Below are 16,993 nucleotides of genomic sequence, written 5' to 3' on the forward strand. Positions count from 1 at the left end.
GCCGACGTGACCCCAGTTCAGCGTTTCAACATCGACATTGAAATGATCCTCGCTGAGCGCAGTCAATCGGGCAAGCATTGCGTCGATCTCCGCCTTTTTGGCGATGAAGGCGGCAACCGCCTTGCTGTTGTCCGTCGCCCTGCGCGCTGAAGTCTGCATGATCGCCTCCGTTCGTTAGGTCGATACATGCGTAATCCGCCGCGATCATCAACGGCTAAAACGATTGTGTGATGGCGTGTTTGGTCGCAGGGCGTCGCAGGCGAGAAGTGGGGAATTAGGAAGGTCTGTCATGCGCATCGAGATCAGGACAGACGCGATCTTCGCCCGCTTCGGCGCCGCGATCGACATGATGAGCGCGAATGCCCGCCAGGAGATGGCGCGCGGCCTCGCACGTGGTGGCGAGAAGCTGCGCACGCCGGTGCGTCGCGCGTTGAAGGAACAGACCAGCGTCAAGCGCTACGGGACGATCGTCGCCAACACCCGCGGCTGGCGCGACGCCAGTGCGCTGACTTACACGATCGAGGCCTCGGGCAAGGGCCTGCCCCTGTCGGAATTCCCGCACAAGGCGAGCCGCTCGAAGCGCCTGGCGCTCCGGTGGTCCGCCAAAGAGCACTGGCGACTGCAGAAACGGGATGGAAGCGGGCGTTTCGGCGTGCTGCCAGGCATGAACGACACCGGCGTCTCGGCGACAATGTGGATGAAGAAACGCGGCTTCGTGCGATCCTTCGTTCATCCACAGCGCGGTCCGCTCATGCAGCGCGTCGCCGGCAAGAAAGGCATGCGCAAGATCTACGGTCCGTCGTTGCCGAAAGAGCTGACCATCGGCCGCACGGCGCAGACGTTCCAGCGCCTCGCGCGCAGCATCGTCATGGACGAGATCGAGAAACGCCTGGCGCGCCTGATGCCGAAGTGATCGCGATGCGCGCCTCAGTGTTGCGCATGCGAGACAGCGTTACATTCATGCAACGCGCGGGTCCTTCCTGGGCGCGCTGAGCCGCGGTGCGGCGGCAGCCCGCCTTTTGAGCGTTTTTCGCTCTTTCGATTTTGCATTTGGTTTGGGTGGGAGAACGCATGCCCAAGGACGCATCGCAGCCTGAGCGCGGGATTTTCGGACCCGCGGTCGAGGCGGCGGAGATGCGCCCGCTCGCGGTTCTCGTTCCCTACGCCCGCAACAGCCGCACGCACTCGCCCGAGCAGGTCGATCAGATCGTCCGCTCCATGGAGACCTACGGGTGGACGGTGCCGATCCTCGTCGATCCGGACGGCGGCGTCATCGCCGGACATGGACGTTTGCTCGCCGCCGAGAAGATTGGATGGACGCGGGTCCCGTGCCTGGTGGCGCGGGGCTGGTCGGATGGGCGATGCCGAGCGCGTCGCGCCGGTCGGTCTTGATCGGCATGGCTTTCAGCGCGCCCTTCACCTGGCGGGTCTCCATCAGGACCGCCTCTAAGCCAGCCTCGCGCAGATGCCGGTGCAGCCACTGCGAAAGAGGTCCGGCTTCCAGACCGACGAACACGATATCCAGGTTAAGGTCGAGAAGGAACGCGATCAGCGGCTCGGGTTCGCAGACGACCTTCGCCTCGCGCACCACGGCGCCGGACTGGTTCACAACGCAGACGGCGCAGCTTTCGAGCGACACGTCGATACCGACAAAATGATCCATGGTCTCGTCCTCCCGTTCGGATCGCTGCCGCCGACCGGGACGGTCGGCCGTGACAGGACGATAGCCACCTCATGGCAGACCACACATCGCAACGCCGGGTCCGGGAGCGACTCGCCCATTACGGCATCTCCGAGCGCACGGCTTATCAACTCGATAAGCACCTGACTTTGAATGATAATCGGAGCTGGCGATGCAGGGCATGAGTGAGCGCCAGTACGCCGCCCATGTCGGGCTGTCGCGCGGCGCGATCCGAGACAGGCGAAGGCCGCCGGCCGGCTCGTCCTGCACGAGGATGGCAGCATCGACCCCGCGGCTCCAAGGTGACACAGGCAAGAGACGACAGATGCTGCCTATCCCGCGGCCACCAGCCTTCCTCTGAACTTTGCCGAAACGCCAAGTTCCCAGAGAACACAACAGAGTATCAATACGCAAAGAGCATTGACCGACGAAAAGTCTGCGGCGACGACATAATCAGGGCGACCGAGACGGAGCTACGGCGAGAGGGCCGCTGACAAGGCGAGCCAGGCGAGCGCCTCAGATACCGCCTGAACAGCTCCCAGGACATCGCCTGTCTGTCCGCCAATATGGCGTACCGCCAATACCGCGATGATGCACGTCGCGACCGCTGCTGTGATGATCACCACAAGCGCGGACCAGCCCATCGTCAGCGTCAAACCCGTGACAAGCATTGCTCCGGGAACCCATGCCATGCGCAAGCCAGCAGCCGCGGAAAAGCCAAGCCCGTCACCACGCGCCGCCGGCAGCGCCAGAAGAACAGCGAGCATGGCAAGCCGGGAGGAAACCGCGATCGTCAGGGCGGTAGCCAGCGTCAGATAGCCGGCGATGTCGCCCAAGGCCGCCGCGCTTGTGCCAACCGCGAGGATGAGGGCCACGACGCCATAGCTGCCGATCCGGCTGTCGCGCATGATCTCGAGGCAATGCGTCCGATCACGGCCCCCACCGATACCGTCGACGAAATCGGCAAGACCATCCTGGTGCAGACCCCCAGTGACAAGAATAGTTGCAGCGATGGCTGCAAGAGCTGCGGCGTCGGGTCCAATGCCTATGGCGATAGCGCCGTGCAGGACCGCCCACGTTACGGTGCCGACAACCAGCCCTACGAGCGGATAGGCCCATTGCGCTTCGGCGAGGCTCGGCGCGGGATCGCGCAGCTTGCCGACAGGCAGGCGCGTCAGCAGCATGAAGGCCAGCCGTGCCTCGTCGAAGCGCCGGCGCAGAGGCGTCATCCGATGCCCGCCTCGGCGAAGGTGGCCATCCCGTCATGGCAGGCCAGCGCGCCGCGCAGCACGCCAAGCGCCAGCGCCGCGCCGGGGCCCTCGCCAAGCGCCATGCCGAGGTCCAGAACCGGGTCCTGGCCCATCGCGGCGCAGAGCCGCGCATGGCCCGGCTCGGCGCTGCGATGCGCGACGAGGCAGTGATCGAGCAAGGAAGGTTTCGCGCCGTGGAGCGGCGCGACAGCCGCCGTGCAGATGTAGCCGTCGAGCAGCACCGGGATGCGCGCGAGCCGCGCCGCGATCACGGCGCCGCAAAGGGCGGCCTGCTCGCGTCCGCCGAGGGCTGCGAGCATGTGCAGCGGCGCAAGGCCCGCATGGCGGGCCACGCCTTCGGCCACCACGTGCGCTTTCAGCGCCAGCCCGTCTGCATCGCTGCCGGTGCCGCGCCCGACCCAATCCTCGGGCGCGCCGCCGCAGACAGCGTGGGCGAGGGCGGCGGACACGGTCGAATTTCCTATGCCCATCTCCCCCAGGATCACGACATCTGCTGCCAGATCGACGGCCGACGCGCCGCGCTTCAGGGCGTCGAGACACTCGGCTTCGGACATCGCCGGCTCGGTCGTGAAATCCGCCGTGGGCCGGTCGAGGTCGAGGGGAACGACCGTCAACTCGGCCCCGGCAACCCGCGCCAACTGGTTGATCGCGGCGCCCCCCGCCTCGAAATTCGCGACCATCAGCGCGGTGACGGCCTGCGGGAACGGGTTCACGCCCCGGGCGCAGATTCCGTGGTTTCCGGCGAAGACCAGCGCCTGCGCCCTGTCGATCCGCGGGCGGTCGGTGCCGCGCCACCCGGCCATGAAGGCTGCCATGTCCTCCAGACGTCCCAGCGAACCCGGCGGCTTGGTCAGCTGTGCCTGCCGGGCGCGGGCGGCCTTTATCGCGTCCGTATCTGGGCCGGGCAGGTCGAGACCAAGAAGATCGTCGAGGCAGGACAGGTCGGACAGGTTGGTCATTGCGGCTTTACCTTAATCGGATGGCCCGCGACGCAGAACCAGAGCTCGTCGCAGGCCTCGGCGATCCGCTGGTTGGTCAGCCCCGCTGCATCCCGGAAGGCGCGCGCGAGCGCGTTCTCGGGGACGATCCCGGCGCCCACTTCGTTCGTGACGAAGACTACCGGCGCGGTCAGCCGCGGCACGAGATCGGTGAGCGCTGCAACCTCGGCCTCCCAGTCGCGCTCGCCAAGCATCAGGTTCGTCAGCCAGAGCGTCAGGCAATCCACGAGCCGCGGAGGGCCGCCGTCGCTTGTCTGCAGGACGTCGCAGAGCGCGAACGCCTCGGCCCGTGTCGTCCACTCTGGTCCACGTCGCGCCTGGTGCCGCGCGATACGGTCTGCCATCTCGGCATCGCGTGCTTCGGCGGTCGCGATGTAAATCGCCGGTCGCCCAAGCGACAGCGTGACGCGCTCGGCGAAACAGCTCTTGCCGGACCGGGCCCCGCCGGTGATCAGGATCGACTTTGTCATCACGGCGTGAAAAGCAGGTTTGGCAGAGTTTGGAAAGGCTTCAATGACACCCATCGGACCATCGGAACTCATCCTGATCCGGCATGCACCCTCAGAGGCGGGTGGACGGCTGGCGGGGCGGCGTGACGTGCCGGCGCGGCTGACGGATGGTGCGGCGCTCTCGCGGCTCGGTGCCGCGATGAGGTGTGTGCGATCGGTCGTGACAAGCCCGGCGCTGCGGTGCCGCCAGACGGCGGAGGCGCTGTTTCCGGCGCGCGTGCTGCCTGAAGATGCCCGGCTCTGGGAGCAGGATTTCGGCGCGCATGAAGGCCTTCTGCCGAAGGAGGTGCCGGACCTCGGGCCGCTCGACCGGGCGGCGCTGGCGCAGGTCTCACCACCCGACGGCGAGAGCTTCGCGGCGATGGCCGCACGCGTGACGCCAGCCCTTGTCGAACTCGCCGCGATTGCGATGGAAGACGGGCCGGTCGCCGTCGTGGCCCATGCAGGCACGGTGCGGACGGGTCTTGCCCTTGCGCTCGAAGATGTGCCTGCCGCACTCGCTTTCGAGGTAGCACCGCTGTCGGTGACACGGCTGCGTTGCTTGCCGGGCGCTTTCTCCGTCGTCTGTGTCAATGCCACGGTCTGAGCCATGGTCTTCGTCGCGGGGCATTTCGGAGAATGGTTACAGGGCACCGTCGGTCCGGACCGACGGGTTGCTCTGGTGACCCTCGCCTGTCCGGTGGCCGGGGTGCAGGCAGAGGTGACCGGGTCCGGTGCGCTCGCGATCGAGCAGAACGCGGACCTGGTCGATGACGCGCGCTGCCGGCGCTTCCTGTCGGCTCTCGGGCTTGTGGAGCGAGGACATGTGCGACTTCGGGCCGATCTGCTGCCCGGTGGCGGCGCGGGCATGTCGACGGCCGCGCTGGTGGCGCTGGCCCGGGCAGCGGGAGCGGCGGAAGACCGGATCGCCGAGGCCTGCCTCGCCGTCGAGGGGGCCACCGATCCCTTGATGCTGGCGCGTCCCGATGGCGTGCTTTGGGCGCCTCGCGATGCGCGGCCCCTGCGAGAGGTGCCGCTGCCGCCCGAAGCCGAGATCGTCGGCGGGTTCTGGGGGCCGCCGTGCCGCACCGATCCACAGGACCTCGCCTTTCCCCACATGGATGACCTCGTTGCGGCATGGGCGGAGGGGCCGCAGCTTGCAGAGGCCGCGCGGCTGGCCTCCCTTTCAGCGGAGCGGACGACGGCCTTGCGCGGTCCACAGGACGATCCGACGCCAGCTATCGCCCGAAGGCTGGGCGCCTCGGGTCACGCGCGGGCGCATACCGGGTCGGCTCGGGCGCTGATCTTCGCGCCGGGCGAGGCCCCGGCCGAAGCCGAGACGACGTTGACGGAGGCGGGCTTAACCCATGTGCGGCGCTTCCGCACCGGGGGTCGGGCATGAGCATGGCTGCTGTCATGGTCCTGGCCCTTGCCATCGACGCTGCCCTCGGCTGGCCCGATCGGGTCTATGCCCGGATTGGCCATCCCGTGACCTGGATCGGTGCTCTGATCGCGGGACTTGAGGCGCGGCTCAATCGGGGCGACGTCTTGCAACGGCGTCTCATGGGAACGGTATGCGTCGTGGTCGTGCTTGCCGCAGCGACGGTCCCCGCGGTCGCGATCCAGTCTGCCCTGCCACATGGAGCCATCGGCCTGATCCTCGCTGCGATCCTCGCCTGGCCGCTGATCGCCGCGCGGTCGCTCTACACCCATGTGGCCGCCGTGGCCCAACCCCTGGCGGCAGGCGATCTGGACGCCGCGCGGGCTGCCGTGGCGATGATCGTCGGTCGCGATCCGGCCCGGCTCGATGCCGCCGGTGTCGCGCGCGCCGGTATCGAGAGCCTAGCCGAAAACACGTCGGACGGGGTCACGGCGCCGCTCTTCTGGGGGGGGGTCCTGGGCCTGCCGGGGCTAGTTGCCAACAAGGCCATCAACACGCTCGACTCGATGATCGGGCATCGCAATGACCGCTACGAGGATTTCGGCAAGGTCGCGGCCCGGCTCGACGACGTTGCGAACCTGATCCCCGCGCGGCTCACCGGTCTGTTGTTCGGTCTGGTGTCTCGGCGACCGAATGCGGCGCTTGGCGTCATGCTGCGCGACGCGCGCCACCATCGCTCGCCGAATGCGGGCTGGCCCGAGGCCGCGATGGCCGGCGCGCTCGGGATTCGACTGTCCGGGCCCCGGATCTACGGCGACCGTGTGGCCGAAGAGCCCTGGGTGAACGATGGCGCCCCCGATCCAGGTGCGGACGACATGGGCCGCGCGCTTGCGCTCTATCTCAGGGCCATGGTCCTGTGCGGTGCGATACTGCTGGCCTTCGCATGGGGTGGGTTTTGAGGATGCGCGACCACGGCGGCGATCTTGACCGGGCACGGGCGGTTTATGGTGGGTCTGACTGGATCGATCTGTCGACCGGCATCAACCCGGTCGCCTACCCGATGCCGGACCTGCCCCGGCATGCGCTGACCGCCTTGCCCACGGCGGAGGACGTCGCGACACTGGAGGCGGCCGCGGCCAAAGCCTACGGCACGACGGCGGATGTCGTGGCCCTGTCGGGCGCACAGGCGGCGATCCAGCTCGTGCCGCGGCTCAGGCTCCCCGGTTGCGCGTCTGTGCTGGCCCCGAGCTACAACGAACATGCTGCGGCGCTCGCCGCCCAGGGCTGGCGGGTCAGCGAGGTGGCCGAGCCGGAGTCCATGGCAGGGGCCGACCTCGCCGTCGTCGTCAATCCCAACAACCCGGACGGCCGGCGCTGGACGCCCGAGGCCCTCGCCGCCCTGGCGGATCGGGTCGGGCTACTGGTCGTCGATGAAAGCTTCGCCGATCCGCATCCCAAACAGTCGCTCGCACCCCGCCTGGCGGCGCTCGGCGAGCGCGTCCTCATCCTGCGGTCCTTCGGCAAGTTCTACGGCCTTGCCGGCTTGCGCCTTGGCTTTGCGCTCGGCGGGCCGGAAACCACCACTTCACTCCGGTCCCTCGCTGGCCCTTGGGCTGTCAGCGGGCCGGCCATCGCGGCGGGGAAGGTTGCATTGGCAGACAGCGCCTGGCAGGCAAAGACCATTGCGCGGCTGACACGCGACGCAAGCCGCCTCGATGCCCTGGCCGATGGGGCGGGCTGGCGCTTGGTAGGCGGCACGCTGCTTTTCAGAACCTACGAGACGGGCGATGCCGTCGCCGCGCAGGCGCGACTGGCGCGTGCTACGATCTGGTCACGGGTCTTCCCCTACAGCGCGGGCTGGCTGCGACTCGGCCTGCCGGGGCACGAGGCCGTGTGGGCGCGGCTCGAGGCAGCCCTATCGCGCGGCGGCGAGTAGCCCGTCCACATCCAGATGCGCCTCGAGATGCGCAGCGAGTGCGTCGAGCGTCTCCTCCACTCCGGCATCGTAGCCGGTATCGGAGGATGCCACGCCGAGGTTTGCCAAGAACGCCGCACGAAACCCGTCGTCACGGAACATGCCGTGCAGGTAGCTTCCCACGATGTGCCCGTCTGCGCTGACCGCGCCTTCGGGGGCAGCGTCCACATGGGCGAAGGGCCGAGCGCGGTCGGGGCCGCCGGTCTCGCCGATATGGATCTCGTAGCCATGGAAGCCCACGCCGCTTGCCAGGTGGATCGCAGCGACTTCGGTCAGCCGCTTCTTCGGTGTCATGATCGTCGACACATCGAGCAGGCCGAGCCCCGGATCGGCCCCCGCCGGACCTTCGATGCCCTCCGGGTCCGCCACCTCGCGCCCCAGCATCTGATAGCCGCCGCAAATGCCCAGGACATGCCCGCCGCGCCGGACATGGGCGGCGAGGTCCACGTCCCAGCCCTGCGCGCGCAGAAAGGCCAGATCGCCCCGCGTCGATTTCGTGCCCGGCAGAATCACCAGATCCGCGTCGCCCGGGATCGCGCGGCCGGGGCCGAGCATCGTCAACCGCACGCCGGGCTCCTGCGCCAGGGGGTCGAGATCGTCGAAATTGGCGATCCGGCTGAGGGCGAGGCAGACGATGTGCAGCCCCGTCTCGCGGCGCGGCGCGGAGAGGTCGAGCGCGTCCTCTGCGGGCAGTCGCCACGCGTCGGGAAACCAGGGGCAGACACCGTAACCGCGCCAGCCGGTGCGCTGCTCGATCATCCGGTAGCCGTCATCAAAGAGGGAAGGGTCGCCCCGGAAGCGGTTGATGAGGAACCCGGCGACCATCGCCGCATCGCCTGCGTCGATCACCGACTGGGTGCCAACGATCTGCGCGATGACGCCGCCGCGGTCGATGTCGCCCGCGAGGATCACGGGCACGTCCGCCGCCCGTGCAAAGCCCATGTTGGCGATATCGCCCGCGCGCAGGTTGACCTCCGCCGGACTGCCCGCACCCTCGACGAGGATCAGGTCATGGGCGGTTTTCAGGCGCTGGAAGCTCTCCAACACCTTTTCCAGCAGCTGCGGCTTGAGGCGCTGGTACTCTCGCGCCTTCGCGGTGGTGAGCCGGTGCCCCTGCACGATCACTTGCGCGCCCACATCCGTCTCGGGCTTCAGCAGCACCGGGTTCATGTCGGTATGAAGCGGCAGGCCCGCCGCCAGAGCCTGCAACGCCTGCGCCCGCCCGATCTCGCCCCCGTCGGCGGTGACTGCGGCATTATTCGACATGTTCTGCGGCTTGAACGGCGCGACCGACAGGCCCCGATTGCGCGCCGCGCGACAGAGGCCGGCAACGAGGAGCGACTTGCCGACGTTACTGCCGGTGCCCTGGATCATCAGCGCGCGGGGCATCGCGTCAGCCGGGATAGAAAAGGGCCGACAGCACGTAGCCCTTCGGCAGCGGCACGGTCGGTGGCGTATCGAATCCCTGCGCGATGTGGTCGGGGAGCAGGTGGGTGTGCGGGCCGTCGGGTGAGGTGCCGCCGGGTGGCGGGATGATCGCATCGACCTCGGCGCGCAGGCAGGGCGCCTCGATCACGCGGACGGGGCTGGCTGTCAGAACGGAAATCCCGATCTTGCCGAGACAGGCGGGCCAGGGCGTGCCGGTATGCGGCGTGATCGCCTCTGCCAGATCATCGGCGCAGCGGATCGTGAAGCGTGCCGCGCGTCGGCCAAGGCCGAGGTCGAACCGCCGCCCGCCCGCGTCACGGGGCAGAAGGCTGTCGGCGTCCGGCCCAAGATCGGTCAGATCCGACGGCCCCCGGGGCCCTGCGCGCCCGAACGGCACGGCAAGCGCGATCAGCGGCGCACGTTCGGGCCGGGCGATCTCGAAGGCGGTGAGATAGGGCGCTCCCTCCAGCCGCAATCCGGCGCGGCTTGTCCTGATGGACAGAACGCCATCATTGCGGCTTGCCTCGAACGGTTCGTCCGCTTCGCGCATGACCTCGGCCACCGCACCATAGACGCCTGCAACGAACGTTCCAGAGGCCCCGGCGAAGCGCATCTCGACCTCGTCCGGGAGCCGCTCACCTTGCCAGTCGAGACGCCGGACCGACAGGCCCATGGCCGCCGCGCGGGCGGGGAGGGCCGCCCAGACGCCCGCGCGATGATCTTCGCTCGCACTGCCCCAGGCGGCGATCTCGTCCAGCGTGCGCACGCAGCCGGTGCAAAGACCTTTCGCCTCGTCGATCACGCAGACGCCGATACAGGGACTCGCCGGAGGGCGGCGGGCCGGCGCTGTCATCAGAACTCCACCCCCTTCTGCGCCTTCACGCCGTCCTTGAACGGGTGTTTCGTCAGAGTCATCTCGGTCACGAGGTCGGCGGCCTCGATCAGTTCGGGCTTGGCGTTGCGGCCTGTCAGGCAGACATGGGTCATGCGCGGCTTCTGCGTCAGAAGGAAATCGACCACCTCGTCGATATCGAGGTAATCGTAGCGCAGCGCGATGTTGATCTCGTCCAGTAGGACGAATTGGATCTCGGGGTCGAGGATCTGTTCCTTCGCGATCCGCCAACCGTTCTGGGCCGCCGCGACGTCCCGTTCGCGATCCTGCGTTTCCCATGTGAAGCCCTCGCCCGAGACGAAGAACCGGCACTCATTCGCGAATCGCTCCCGCAGGAAGGTCTTTTCGCCGGTCTCCCAGTTGCCCTTGATGAACTGGACGACCGCGCATGGCATCCCGTGGGCGATGCAGCGCATGATCATGCCGAAGCCCGACGACGATTTGCCCTTGCCCGCGCCGGTGTGCACGATGATCAGACCCTTTTCCTCGGTCTTGGTCTTCATCATTTCGTCGCGCGCGGCCTTGATACGCTTCATCTTTTCGTTGTGGCGAAGGGTCACGTCATCCATGGGCGGAGCTCCTCTAATCTTGACAGGGGCGGGCGGGCCTGAGCATCTGGGCATGCTGGTGCCTGTGCTAACAGGTGAAAAGGGAATGCGCGAGGTCTGAAAGTCCGGGCCGAACCGCAGCCGCCCCCGCGACCGTGACCGGAGAGGGCGCCCGATGGCCACTGACCTGTGACGGGTCGGGAAGGCCGGGCGACCGACAGGAAGGCGACTGCCTCCTGACATCCGTAAGCCGGGAGACCTGCCAGCGCGACGACTGAACCCGGGCGGGGTGCCCCGGTGTCGGACTGGCGGCAGCTTTGCCGTCCATCCGCTCCGTGCCCGCGTCCGCCCGACGAATGGGAGCATGCATGGCGCACCTGTCATCCCGAGTGGAACTCCTCGTCTGCACCCGCTGCCGGCAGGGACAGGACGTGTCTGAGGATGCCGAACGTCCCGGTGCGACACTCTTTCGTCGACTGAGCGAGTCGGGCCTTGATGGCGTGGCCATCACACCGGTCGAATGCCTATCGAATTGTTCGCAGGGCTGCACCATCGCGCTCCGTGGACCGGGGCGCTGGACTTATGTTTACGGAAACTTCGATCCACTCGACCATCCGGACACGATCCGCGAAGGCGCCCTCAAATACGCCGCGACGACCGACGGTCTCGTGCCTTGGCGCGAACGCCCCGAACACTTCCGCAAGAACTGCATCGCGCGCATCCCGCCGCTCGATCCTGTCGCGCCCAACCTTGGAGAGACCTGACATGGCCAGCCCCGAAAACAATCTCGAGAAACTCCCCGTCACCGTCATCACCGGCTTCCTCGGCTCGGGGAAAACCACGCTGATCTCGCATCTGATGAAGAACCCCGGCGGAAAGCGGCTGGCAATCGTCGTCAATGAGTTCGGCGATGTCGGCGTCGATGGCGAGATCCTGAAGGGTTGCGCGATCCCCGATTGCCCGGCGGAAAACATCGTGGAACTGGCCAACGGCTGCATCTGCTGCACCGTGGCGGACGATTTCATCCCGACGATCGAGGCGCTGATGGCGCTTGATCCGCGCCCGGATCACATTCTGATCGAGACCTCGGGCCTTGCGCTACCGAAGCCTCTGCTGAAGGCGTTCGACTGGCCCGGCATCCGCTCGAAGATCACGGTGGACGGGGTCATCGCGCTGGCCGATGCCGAGGCTGTTGCGGCGGGACGCTTCGCGCCCAACGTCGCGGCGGTGGACGCGCAGCGGATGGCCGACGAGAGCATCGACCACGAGACGCCGCTTTCCGAGGTGTTCGAGGACCAGATCTCCTGCGCCGACATCGTGCTTCTGACCAAGCCAGACCTCGCCGGACCCGAGGGCGTGGCCAGGGCCAAGGCTTTGATCGAGGCCGAGGCACCACGCCCTCTACCGATCATCGAGGTGGCCGAGGGCGCCGTCGATCCCCGTGTGATCCTAGGGCTCGGGGCTGCCGCCGAGGACGACATGGACGCGCGCCCAAGCCACCATGACGGGCATGAGGACCACGAGCATGACGATTTCGACAGCGTGGTCATCGACATCCCAGAGATCACCGATCCGGCGGAGCTCGTTGCGCGGATCTCCGCGCTGGCCGAGCGGCAGAACATCCTGCGCGTCAAGGGCTATGCGGCGGTTTCGGGCAAGCCCATGCGCCTTCTGGTGCAGGCTGTGGGCGCACGGGTGCGCCACCAGTACGACCGCCCCTGGAAGCCCGAGGAGGGGCGACGCGGTCGGCTTGTGGTCATCGCAGAGCACGACGATGTCGACGCTGCCGCGATCCGGGGTATTCTGGTGCCGGACGCGCAGGCCGCCGAATAGGGTTTGAAAGCAACGGCGGGACGCCTGAATGCATGTCATCTTCCGCGAAAGCCACGGGCTCGAGGAAAACGAGACGCCGACCGATCTGGGGCAATCGCCCGCAGACCTTGTCGTGCTGTCCTTCTCCGACAGCGACCTCGGCGCTTTCGCGGCAGGCTGGCACCGGGGTGGCGGGCCCGAGGGGCGGTTGCCGACGCTTCGGCTTGCCAACATCGCGGCGCTCAAGCATCCGCTGTCCGTCGATACCTATGTCGAGCAGACGCTGGAGGGCGCGAAGGGCATCCTGATGCGCTTGATCGGCGGCGTTCCCTACTGGCCTTATGGGTTGCAGCAGATCGAAGCACTGGCACGGGCGAAGGGCATCGCGCTGGCCGTCCTGCCCGCCGATGGACGCCCCGATGCGCGGCTCGATGCGGTCTCGACCGTGCCTGCCTCGACGTTGCGCCGCCTCACGCATCTCTGCGACACGGGCGGCGCGGTGGCGGCTCAGGCTGCGCTGGCGCAGATGGCCTTGGCGGCGGGCCTCTATGCCGGGCCGGTGCCGGGGGCGAAGACCCTGCCGCAGGTGGGGGCCTGGACGCCCGAGGATGGCGTCTGCTGTCCGGCCCCGATCCGCTTCACCGAAGGCGTACCGCTGGTGCTGGTGGTGTTCTACCGCTCCTACCTCGTCGCGGCCGACCTCGCGCCAATCGAGGCGCTGTTCGCAGCCCTGCGCGACCGCGGGTTCCGGGCGCTCGGCCTCTTCGCGCCGTCACTCAAGGCACCCGGCGCGCGGGAATGGCTGGAGGGACAACTGCGCGGGCTCGGTCCGGCGTCCATCGTCAACGCCACCTCCTTCTCGGGGCGCGGCGATGCGGGCACGTCACCACTCGATGCGGCGGGCGTGCCGGTGTTCCAGGTCGCGCTGGCCACATCGACACGGAAAGCGTGGACCGAGGCGGAGCGCGGGTTGTCGCCCGCCGACCTCGCCATGCACGTGGTCCTGCCGGAGGTGGATGGACGGCTCTTCGCCGGGGTCGCCTCGTTCAAGGAGCCAGGGGAGCGCGACACGCATCTGCAGTTCGCACGATATGCCCATTCGCCCGAGGCGGGCAGGATCGCCGCCATCGCCGACCGGGTCGCGGCCTGGCACCGGCTGTCCGTCACGCAGCCCGGCGACCGGCGCGTGACGCTCGTGCTCTCGACCTATCCGGGGCGCGACTGGAACATGGCCCACGCCGTGGGCCTCGACGCGCTGGCCTCGGCCGAAGCGATCCTTTCCGATCTGGCCGAGACAGGGCACGAGGTTGCACCCGGCGCGCCGTTGCACGAGGAGCTTTCAACCGAGCGTATTCACTGGCCGATGCGGGATTACCGCGCCGCGCTGGCCAAGCTGCCGCAGAGCCTCCGTGATGATCTGGACGCCGCCTGGGGGTCGCCAGAAGACGACGCCGACGCTGGCCCTGACGGCTTCGCCTTCGCCGCCGTCCGGCGCGGCAATGCGCTGGTGGCGTTGCAACCCGAGCGCGGCATGCCCAAGACCCGCGAGAATGACTACCACGACCTGTCTCGCGTGCCGCGCCATGCCTATGTCGCCTTCTATCTCTGGCTTCGGAAGCAGACCGACGCGCTTATCCATATCGGCGCCCATGGCACGCTCGAATGGCTGCCGGGCAAGGCGGTGGCCCTGTCCGAGGCCTGCTGGCCCGAGGTGCTGATCGGTGATTTGCCGGTGATTTACCCCTTCATCGTCAACGACCCCGGCGAGGCGGCTCAGGCCAAGCGGCGCATCGGCGCCGTGACCATCGGGCATATCCCGCCGCCGCTGAAAGCGTCGCGAACCCCGCAAAGGCTCGCCCGTCTCGAGGCACTGCTCGACGAGTTCTCCAATGCTGACGGCCTCGACCCTCGCCGCCGTGACCGGCTGATGTCCGATATCCGCGACGAAGCGCGGGCTCTCGGCGTCGAAAGCGATCTGGGCATCGAGGCCGCCTCCTGCCCGGCCGAGGCGATCACACGGATCGACCGCTTCGTCTGCGACGTGAAGGAAAGCCAGTTCGGCGACGGGCTGCATGTCTGGGGGCGGGGGCCGGCCGCGCAAGGCGCTTTCGACGCCGCAACCTCGGCCCAAGCCGAGCGGCAGGCGCTGCTCGATGCGCTCTCGGGTCGCCGGATCGAGCCGGGGCCGTCGGGCTCGCCCTATCGCGGTCGGACAGACGTGCTGCCCACGGGCCGCAATCTCTACACAACCGATCCGCGCAGCGTGCCCACGCGCGCCGCGTTCCGGCAGGGCGTCGCGCTGGCAGACGAGCTGATCCGCCGCCATTTGCAGGACGAGGGCGACTGGCCGCGGGCGCTGGTCGTCGATCTCTGGGGATCGACAACCATGCGCACGGCAGGCGAAGAGTTCGCCATGGCGCTGGCGCTGCTGGGCGTACGCCCGGTCTGGGACGAAGGGTCCGAGCGGGTTTCGGGCATCGAGGTCGTCCCTATCGCCGAGCTCGACCGCCCGCGTATCGACGTGACGCTCCGGGTCTCGGGCCTGTTTCGGGACGTGTTCCCGACGCTCTCGGCGCTGTTCCAACAGGCGGTGCGGGTGCTGAGCGCGCGCGACGAGGCGCCCGACTGGAACCCTTATGTCGGCCGTGAGGAGGCGCGCGTCTACGGCCCCGCGCCGGGCAGTTTCGGGCTCGGGATGGGGCCGTCGCTGGGCGATTATTCGGAGGACGGGCGCCGAGCGGCGGGCGAGGCGTGGCTTGCAGCGTCGGCCTGGGCGCTCGACGGCGAGCGGCAGGTGCGCGACGAAAGCGGCATCTGGCATCGCGTGGCCAAGGCCGACGCTTTCGTCCACCTCCAGGACCTGCCCGAGACCGATCTCCTGTTGGCCGAGGACTATGCCAGCCACGAGGCGGGTTTTGCCGCGGCACAGGGGATCACGGGCGGCGCGGCGCGGCTCTACCATGTCGACAACACCGATCCGTCGCGCCCCCGCGCCCGCGCACTGACCGAGGAGATCGCCCGCGTCGTGCAGGCCCGCGCGGCGAACCCGCGCTGGATCCTCGGCATGCGCCGCCACGGGTTCCGCGGCGCCGCCGAGATCGCCGCGACGCTGGAGAACATGGCGGCCTTCGCGCATCTGGCGGGCGTCGTCGGCCCGCATCTATTCGATCAGTTCTGGGACGCGACACTGGGCGATGCGGATGTGACCGCGTTTCTGGAGGAAGCGAACCCCGAGGCACTCGCCGCCATGCGCGACCGCTTCACCGAATTGCACGCCGCCGGCCTCTGGCAGTCGCGGCGCAACTCGATCCTGGCAGAGCTGGAGACACGATTGGAGACGGGGACATGAGCGCCCCCGCCATCCGGGGTTGGTGCCCCGGCGCGCACCGGCCGATGCAATCGGGCGACGGACTTGTCGTTCGCGTCCGACCACCGCTCGGGCGATTGACCGGGGATCAGGCGCGCGGGCTTGCCGCTGCCGCGCGTGCATTCGGGAATGGCCTGATCGACCTGACGAACCGGGCCAACCTGCAACTCCGTGGCGTGACCGAGGCGGGGCACGCACCGCTTCTGGTCGCGCTGGCGCGGCTCGGCCTTCTGGACGACGACCCGTCAGCAGAGGGCCGGCGCAACATCGTGGTCGATCCGTTCCGCGGGCGCAGCGCCGACGACCCTCAAACGCAGATCGCGTCCGCGCTGACCGAAGGGCTGCGCAGGCCCGAATTCGCGGCCCTGCCTTCGAAATTCGGTTTCGTCGTGGATACCGGGCCAGCCCGTCAACTCGCCGAGGTAAGCGGCGATATCCGCATCGAGGCCGCAAAAGACCGCCTGATCGTGCGCGCAGACGGCTATGGCACGGGGCGTGAGGCGCAAGGCCCGCGTGATGCAGCAGCCCTGGCCTTCGACCTTGCCCGATGGTTCATCGCCTCTGGCGGGGTCGGTCCCGATGGGCGCGGACGTATGGCCAGGCACCTCGCGAACGGAACCGGCTTGCCGTCTGGCCTCGTTGGCGCTTCGGTGCCCAATCCGGCCGCAACGCCGCCGCAGCCAGGCCCGGTCCCGGGCGGGCTTCTGGTCGCGGCAGCGTTCGGTCAACTGGGTCCCGCCGACCTCGAGGCGCTGGCAGACCTCGGAAGTCCGGTGCTCCGGATCACGCCGTGGCGCATGGTCCTTATCCCTGGGGAGCATGACCCGGCCGTGTTCGCGGGCCACCGGACCCTGCTGACCGATCCTTCCGACCCGCTCCTGCGGGTCGACGCCTGCACCGGCGCGCCAGCTTGCCCGCAAGCCAGTGTCGAAACCCGCGTGCTGGCGCGTGTCCTGGCCCGCTACCTGACGCCCGATGCTCGCCTGCATGTCTCGGGCTGCGCCAAGGGCTGTGCCCGGCCCAAGCACACCGATATCACGTTGGTCGGCCATGAAGGCCGCTTCGATCTTGTCCGGAGCGGCGCACCGTGGGATGACCCCGTGCGCGTTGGGCTCGCACCCGACCATGTGGCGGACTTTTTCGGCGGCTGAC

Annotated in this window: 16 protein-coding genes, 1 pseudogene and 1 riboswitch; of the genes and pseudogenes, 10 read left to right on the forward strand and 7 right to left on the reverse strand. The window is 68.3% G+C overall.

The features are described from left to right. Positions 1–289: 289 nt before the first annotated feature. Complete coding sequence (locus tag K2Y56_RS23220) at positions 290–913, forward strand: hypothetical protein (RefSeq protein ID WP_292513459.1); 624 nt, start codon at positions 290–292, stop codon at positions 911–913. Positions 914–1,134: 221 nt separating this feature from the next. After that, entirely contained in the window at positions 1,135–1,392 is a 258-nt protein-coding gene (locus K2Y56_RS26610; protein WP_366849393.1) for a ParB/Srx family N-terminal domain-containing protein, read from the forward strand. Here K2Y56_RS26610 and K2Y56_RS23225 read toward each other — a convergent pair. The 4 genes and pseudogenes from K2Y56_RS23225 to cobU all read right to left on the reverse strand — a co-directional run. Beyond that, positions 1,358–1,663, reverse strand: a pseudogene (locus tag K2Y56_RS23225) (transposase); the annotation flags it as partial. The gene K2Y56_RS26610 and the pseudogene K2Y56_RS23225 overlap by 35 nt on opposite strands. Positions 1,664–2,154: 491 nt before the next feature. Continuing rightward, positions 2,155–2,910, reverse strand: a complete 756-nt coding sequence (gene cobS, locus K2Y56_RS23230; RefSeq protein ID WP_292513462.1) for an adenosylcobinamide-GDP ribazoletransferase — start codon at positions 2,908–2,910, stop codon at positions 2,155–2,157. Further along, the gene (gene cobT / locus K2Y56_RS23235) at positions 2,907–3,911 is read right to left on the reverse strand and encodes a nicotinate-nucleotide--dimethylbenzimidazole phosphoribosyltransferase (protein WP_292513465.1); all 1,005 of its coding nucleotides are present in this window, start codon (positions 3,909–3,911) and stop codon (positions 2,907–2,909) included. The genes cobS and cobT overlap by 4 nt, the downstream gene beginning before the upstream one ends. After that, positions 3,908–4,420 carry a bifunctional adenosylcobinamide kinase/adenosylcobinamide-phosphate guanylyltransferase gene (cobU, locus tag K2Y56_RS23240; RefSeq protein WP_292513467.1) on the reverse strand — a complete coding sequence of 171 codons (513 nt, stop codon included), beginning with the start codon at positions 4,418–4,420 and terminating at the stop codon, positions 3,908–3,910. Before cobU ends, cobT begins: the two co-directional genes overlap by 4 nt. A gap of 43 nt (positions 4,421–4,463) precedes the next feature. Here cobU and K2Y56_RS23245 point away from each other — a divergent pair, with 43 nt between their 5' ends. Genes K2Y56_RS23245 through cobD form a run of 4 tightly spaced genes read left to right on the forward strand, consistent with a single transcriptional unit; the run spans position 4,464 to position 7,755 of the window. Beyond that, positions 4,464–5,045 carry a histidine phosphatase family protein gene (locus K2Y56_RS23245; protein WP_292513471.1) on the forward strand — a complete coding sequence of 194 codons (582 nt, stop codon included), beginning with the start codon at positions 4,464–4,466 and terminating at the stop codon, positions 5,043–5,045. Positions 5,046–5,048: 3 nt separating this feature from the next. Continuing rightward, on the forward strand, positions 5,049–5,840 hold the full coding sequence (locus K2Y56_RS23250; protein ID WP_292513474.1) for a hypothetical protein: 792 nt from the start codon (positions 5,049–5,051) through the stop codon (positions 5,838–5,840). Continuing rightward, the gene (gene cbiB, locus K2Y56_RS23255) at positions 5,837–6,778 is read left to right on the forward strand and encodes an adenosylcobinamide-phosphate synthase CbiB (RefSeq protein WP_292513478.1); all 942 of its coding nucleotides are present in this window, start codon (positions 5,837–5,839) and stop codon (positions 6,776–6,778) included. Before K2Y56_RS23250 ends, cbiB begins: the two co-directional genes overlap by 4 nt. Before the next feature lie 2 nt (positions 6,779–6,780). Next, complete coding sequence (cobD, locus tag K2Y56_RS23260) at positions 6,781–7,755, forward strand: threonine-phosphate decarboxylase CobD (RefSeq protein ID WP_292513481.1); 975 nt, start codon at positions 6,781–6,783, stop codon at positions 7,753–7,755. Here cobD and K2Y56_RS23265 read toward each other — a convergent pair. Genes K2Y56_RS23265 through cobO form a run of 3 tightly spaced genes read right to left on the reverse strand, consistent with a single transcriptional unit; the run spans position 7,735 to position 10,683 of the window. Beyond that, entirely contained in the window at positions 7,735–9,183 is a 1,449-nt protein-coding gene (locus K2Y56_RS23265) for a cobyric acid synthase (protein ID WP_292513484.1), read from the reverse strand. The genes cobD and K2Y56_RS23265 overlap by 21 nt on opposite strands. A gap of 4 nt (positions 9,184–9,187) precedes the next feature. Continuing rightward, a complete protein-coding gene (locus K2Y56_RS26615; RefSeq protein WP_366849386.1) occupies positions 9,188–10,075 on the reverse strand; it encodes a DUF1289 domain-containing protein in 888 nt (295 codons plus the stop codon). Further along, a complete protein-coding gene (gene cobO, locus K2Y56_RS23275) occupies positions 10,075–10,683 on the reverse strand; it encodes a cob(I)yrinic acid a,c-diamide adenosyltransferase (RefSeq protein WP_292513487.1) in 609 nt (202 codons plus the stop codon). Before cobO ends, K2Y56_RS26615 begins: the two co-directional genes overlap by 1 nt. 39 nt (positions 10,684–10,722) lie before the next feature. Next, positions 10,723–10,944, forward strand: a riboswitch (cobalamin riboswitch). An 86-nt stretch (positions 10,945–11,030) separates the two neighbouring features. Between cobO and K2Y56_RS23280 the strand changes: the two genes are divergently transcribed. From K2Y56_RS23280 to cobG, 4 genes are read left to right on the forward strand one after another with little or no spacing between them, the layout of a single operon-like run. Continuing rightward, positions 11,031–11,426 (forward strand): DUF1636 domain-containing protein, encoded by a 396-nt coding sequence (locus K2Y56_RS23280; RefSeq protein WP_292513491.1) that lies wholly within the window; start codon positions 11,031–11,033, stop codon positions 11,424–11,426. Position 11,427: 1 nt separating this feature from the next. Next, entirely contained in the window at positions 11,428–12,495 is a 1,068-nt protein-coding gene (gene cobW / locus K2Y56_RS23285) for a cobalamin biosynthesis protein CobW (RefSeq protein WP_292513494.1), read from the forward strand. Positions 12,496–12,523: 28 nt separating this feature from the next. Next, a complete protein-coding gene (gene cobN, locus K2Y56_RS23290) occupies positions 12,524–15,823 on the forward strand; it encodes a cobaltochelatase subunit CobN (protein WP_292513498.1) in 3,300 nt (1,099 codons plus the stop codon). After that, positions 15,820–16,992, forward strand: a complete 1,173-nt coding sequence (gene cobG, locus K2Y56_RS23295; RefSeq protein WP_292513500.1) for a precorrin-3B synthase — start codon at positions 15,820–15,822, stop codon at positions 16,990–16,992. Before cobN ends, cobG begins: the two co-directional genes overlap by 4 nt. Position 16,993: the final 1 nt, after the last annotated feature.

Origin of the sequence: Methylobacterium sp., from assembly GCF_019745455.1 — a bacterium.
Taxonomy (GTDB): Bacteria; Pseudomonadota; Alphaproteobacteria; order Rhizobiales; family Beijerinckiaceae; genus Methylobacterium.

What these genes read in the sequence shown, in the direction of transcription:
- K2Y56_RS23220 (WP_292513459.1), top strand. Translation starts at nt 290, where the DNA reads ATGCGCATCGAGATCAGGACAGACGCGATCTTCGCCCGCTTCGGCGCC.
- K2Y56_RS26610 (WP_366849393.1), top strand. Translation starts at nt 1,135, where the DNA reads ATGCGCCCGCTCGCGGTTCTCGTTCCCTACGCCCGCAACAGCCGCACG.
- cobS (WP_292513462.1), bottom strand. Translation starts at nt 2,910, where the DNA reads ATGACGCCTCTGCGCCGGCGCTTCGACGAGGCACGGCTGGCCTTCATG.
- cobT (WP_292513465.1), bottom strand. Translation starts at nt 3,911, where the DNA reads ATGACCAACCTGTCCGACCTGTCCTGCCTCGACGATCTTCTTGGTCTC.
- cobU (WP_292513467.1), bottom strand. Translation starts at nt 4,420, where the DNA reads ATGACAAAGTCGATCCTGATCACCGGCGGGGCCCGGTCCGGCAAGAGC.
- K2Y56_RS23245 (WP_292513471.1), top strand. Translation starts at nt 4,464, where the DNA reads ATGACACCCATCGGACCATCGGAACTCATCCTGATCCGGCATGCACCC.
- K2Y56_RS23250 (WP_292513474.1), top strand. Translation starts at nt 5,049, where the DNA reads ATGGTCTTCGTCGCGGGGCATTTCGGAGAATGGTTACAGGGCACCGTC.
- cbiB (WP_292513478.1), top strand. Translation starts at nt 5,837, where the DNA reads ATGAGCATGGCTGCTGTCATGGTCCTGGCCCTTGCCATCGACGCTGCC.
- cobD (WP_292513481.1), top strand. Translation starts at nt 6,781, where the DNA reads ATGCGCGACCACGGCGGCGATCTTGACCGGGCACGGGCGGTTTATGGT.
- K2Y56_RS23265 (WP_292513484.1), bottom strand. Translation starts at nt 9,183, where the DNA reads ATGCCCCGCGCGCTGATGATCCAGGGCACCGGCAGTAACGTCGGCAAG.
- K2Y56_RS26615 (WP_366849386.1), bottom strand. Translation starts at nt 10,075, where the DNA reads ATGACAGCGCCGGCCCGCCGCCCTCCGGCGAGTCCCTGTATCGGCGTC.
- cobO (WP_292513487.1), bottom strand. Translation starts at nt 10,683, where the DNA reads ATGGATGACGTGACCCTTCGCCACAACGAAAAGATGAAGCGTATCAAG.
- K2Y56_RS23280 (WP_292513491.1), top strand. Translation starts at nt 11,031, where the DNA reads ATGGCGCACCTGTCATCCCGAGTGGAACTCCTCGTCTGCACCCGCTGC.
- cobW (WP_292513494.1), top strand. Translation starts at nt 11,428, where the DNA reads ATGGCCAGCCCCGAAAACAATCTCGAGAAACTCCCCGTCACCGTCATC.
- cobN (WP_292513498.1), top strand. Translation starts at nt 12,524, where the DNA reads ATGCATGTCATCTTCCGCGAAAGCCACGGGCTCGAGGAAAACGAGACG.
- cobG (WP_292513500.1), top strand. Translation starts at nt 15,820, where the DNA reads ATGAGCGCCCCCGCCATCCGGGGTTGGTGCCCCGGCGCGCACCGGCCG.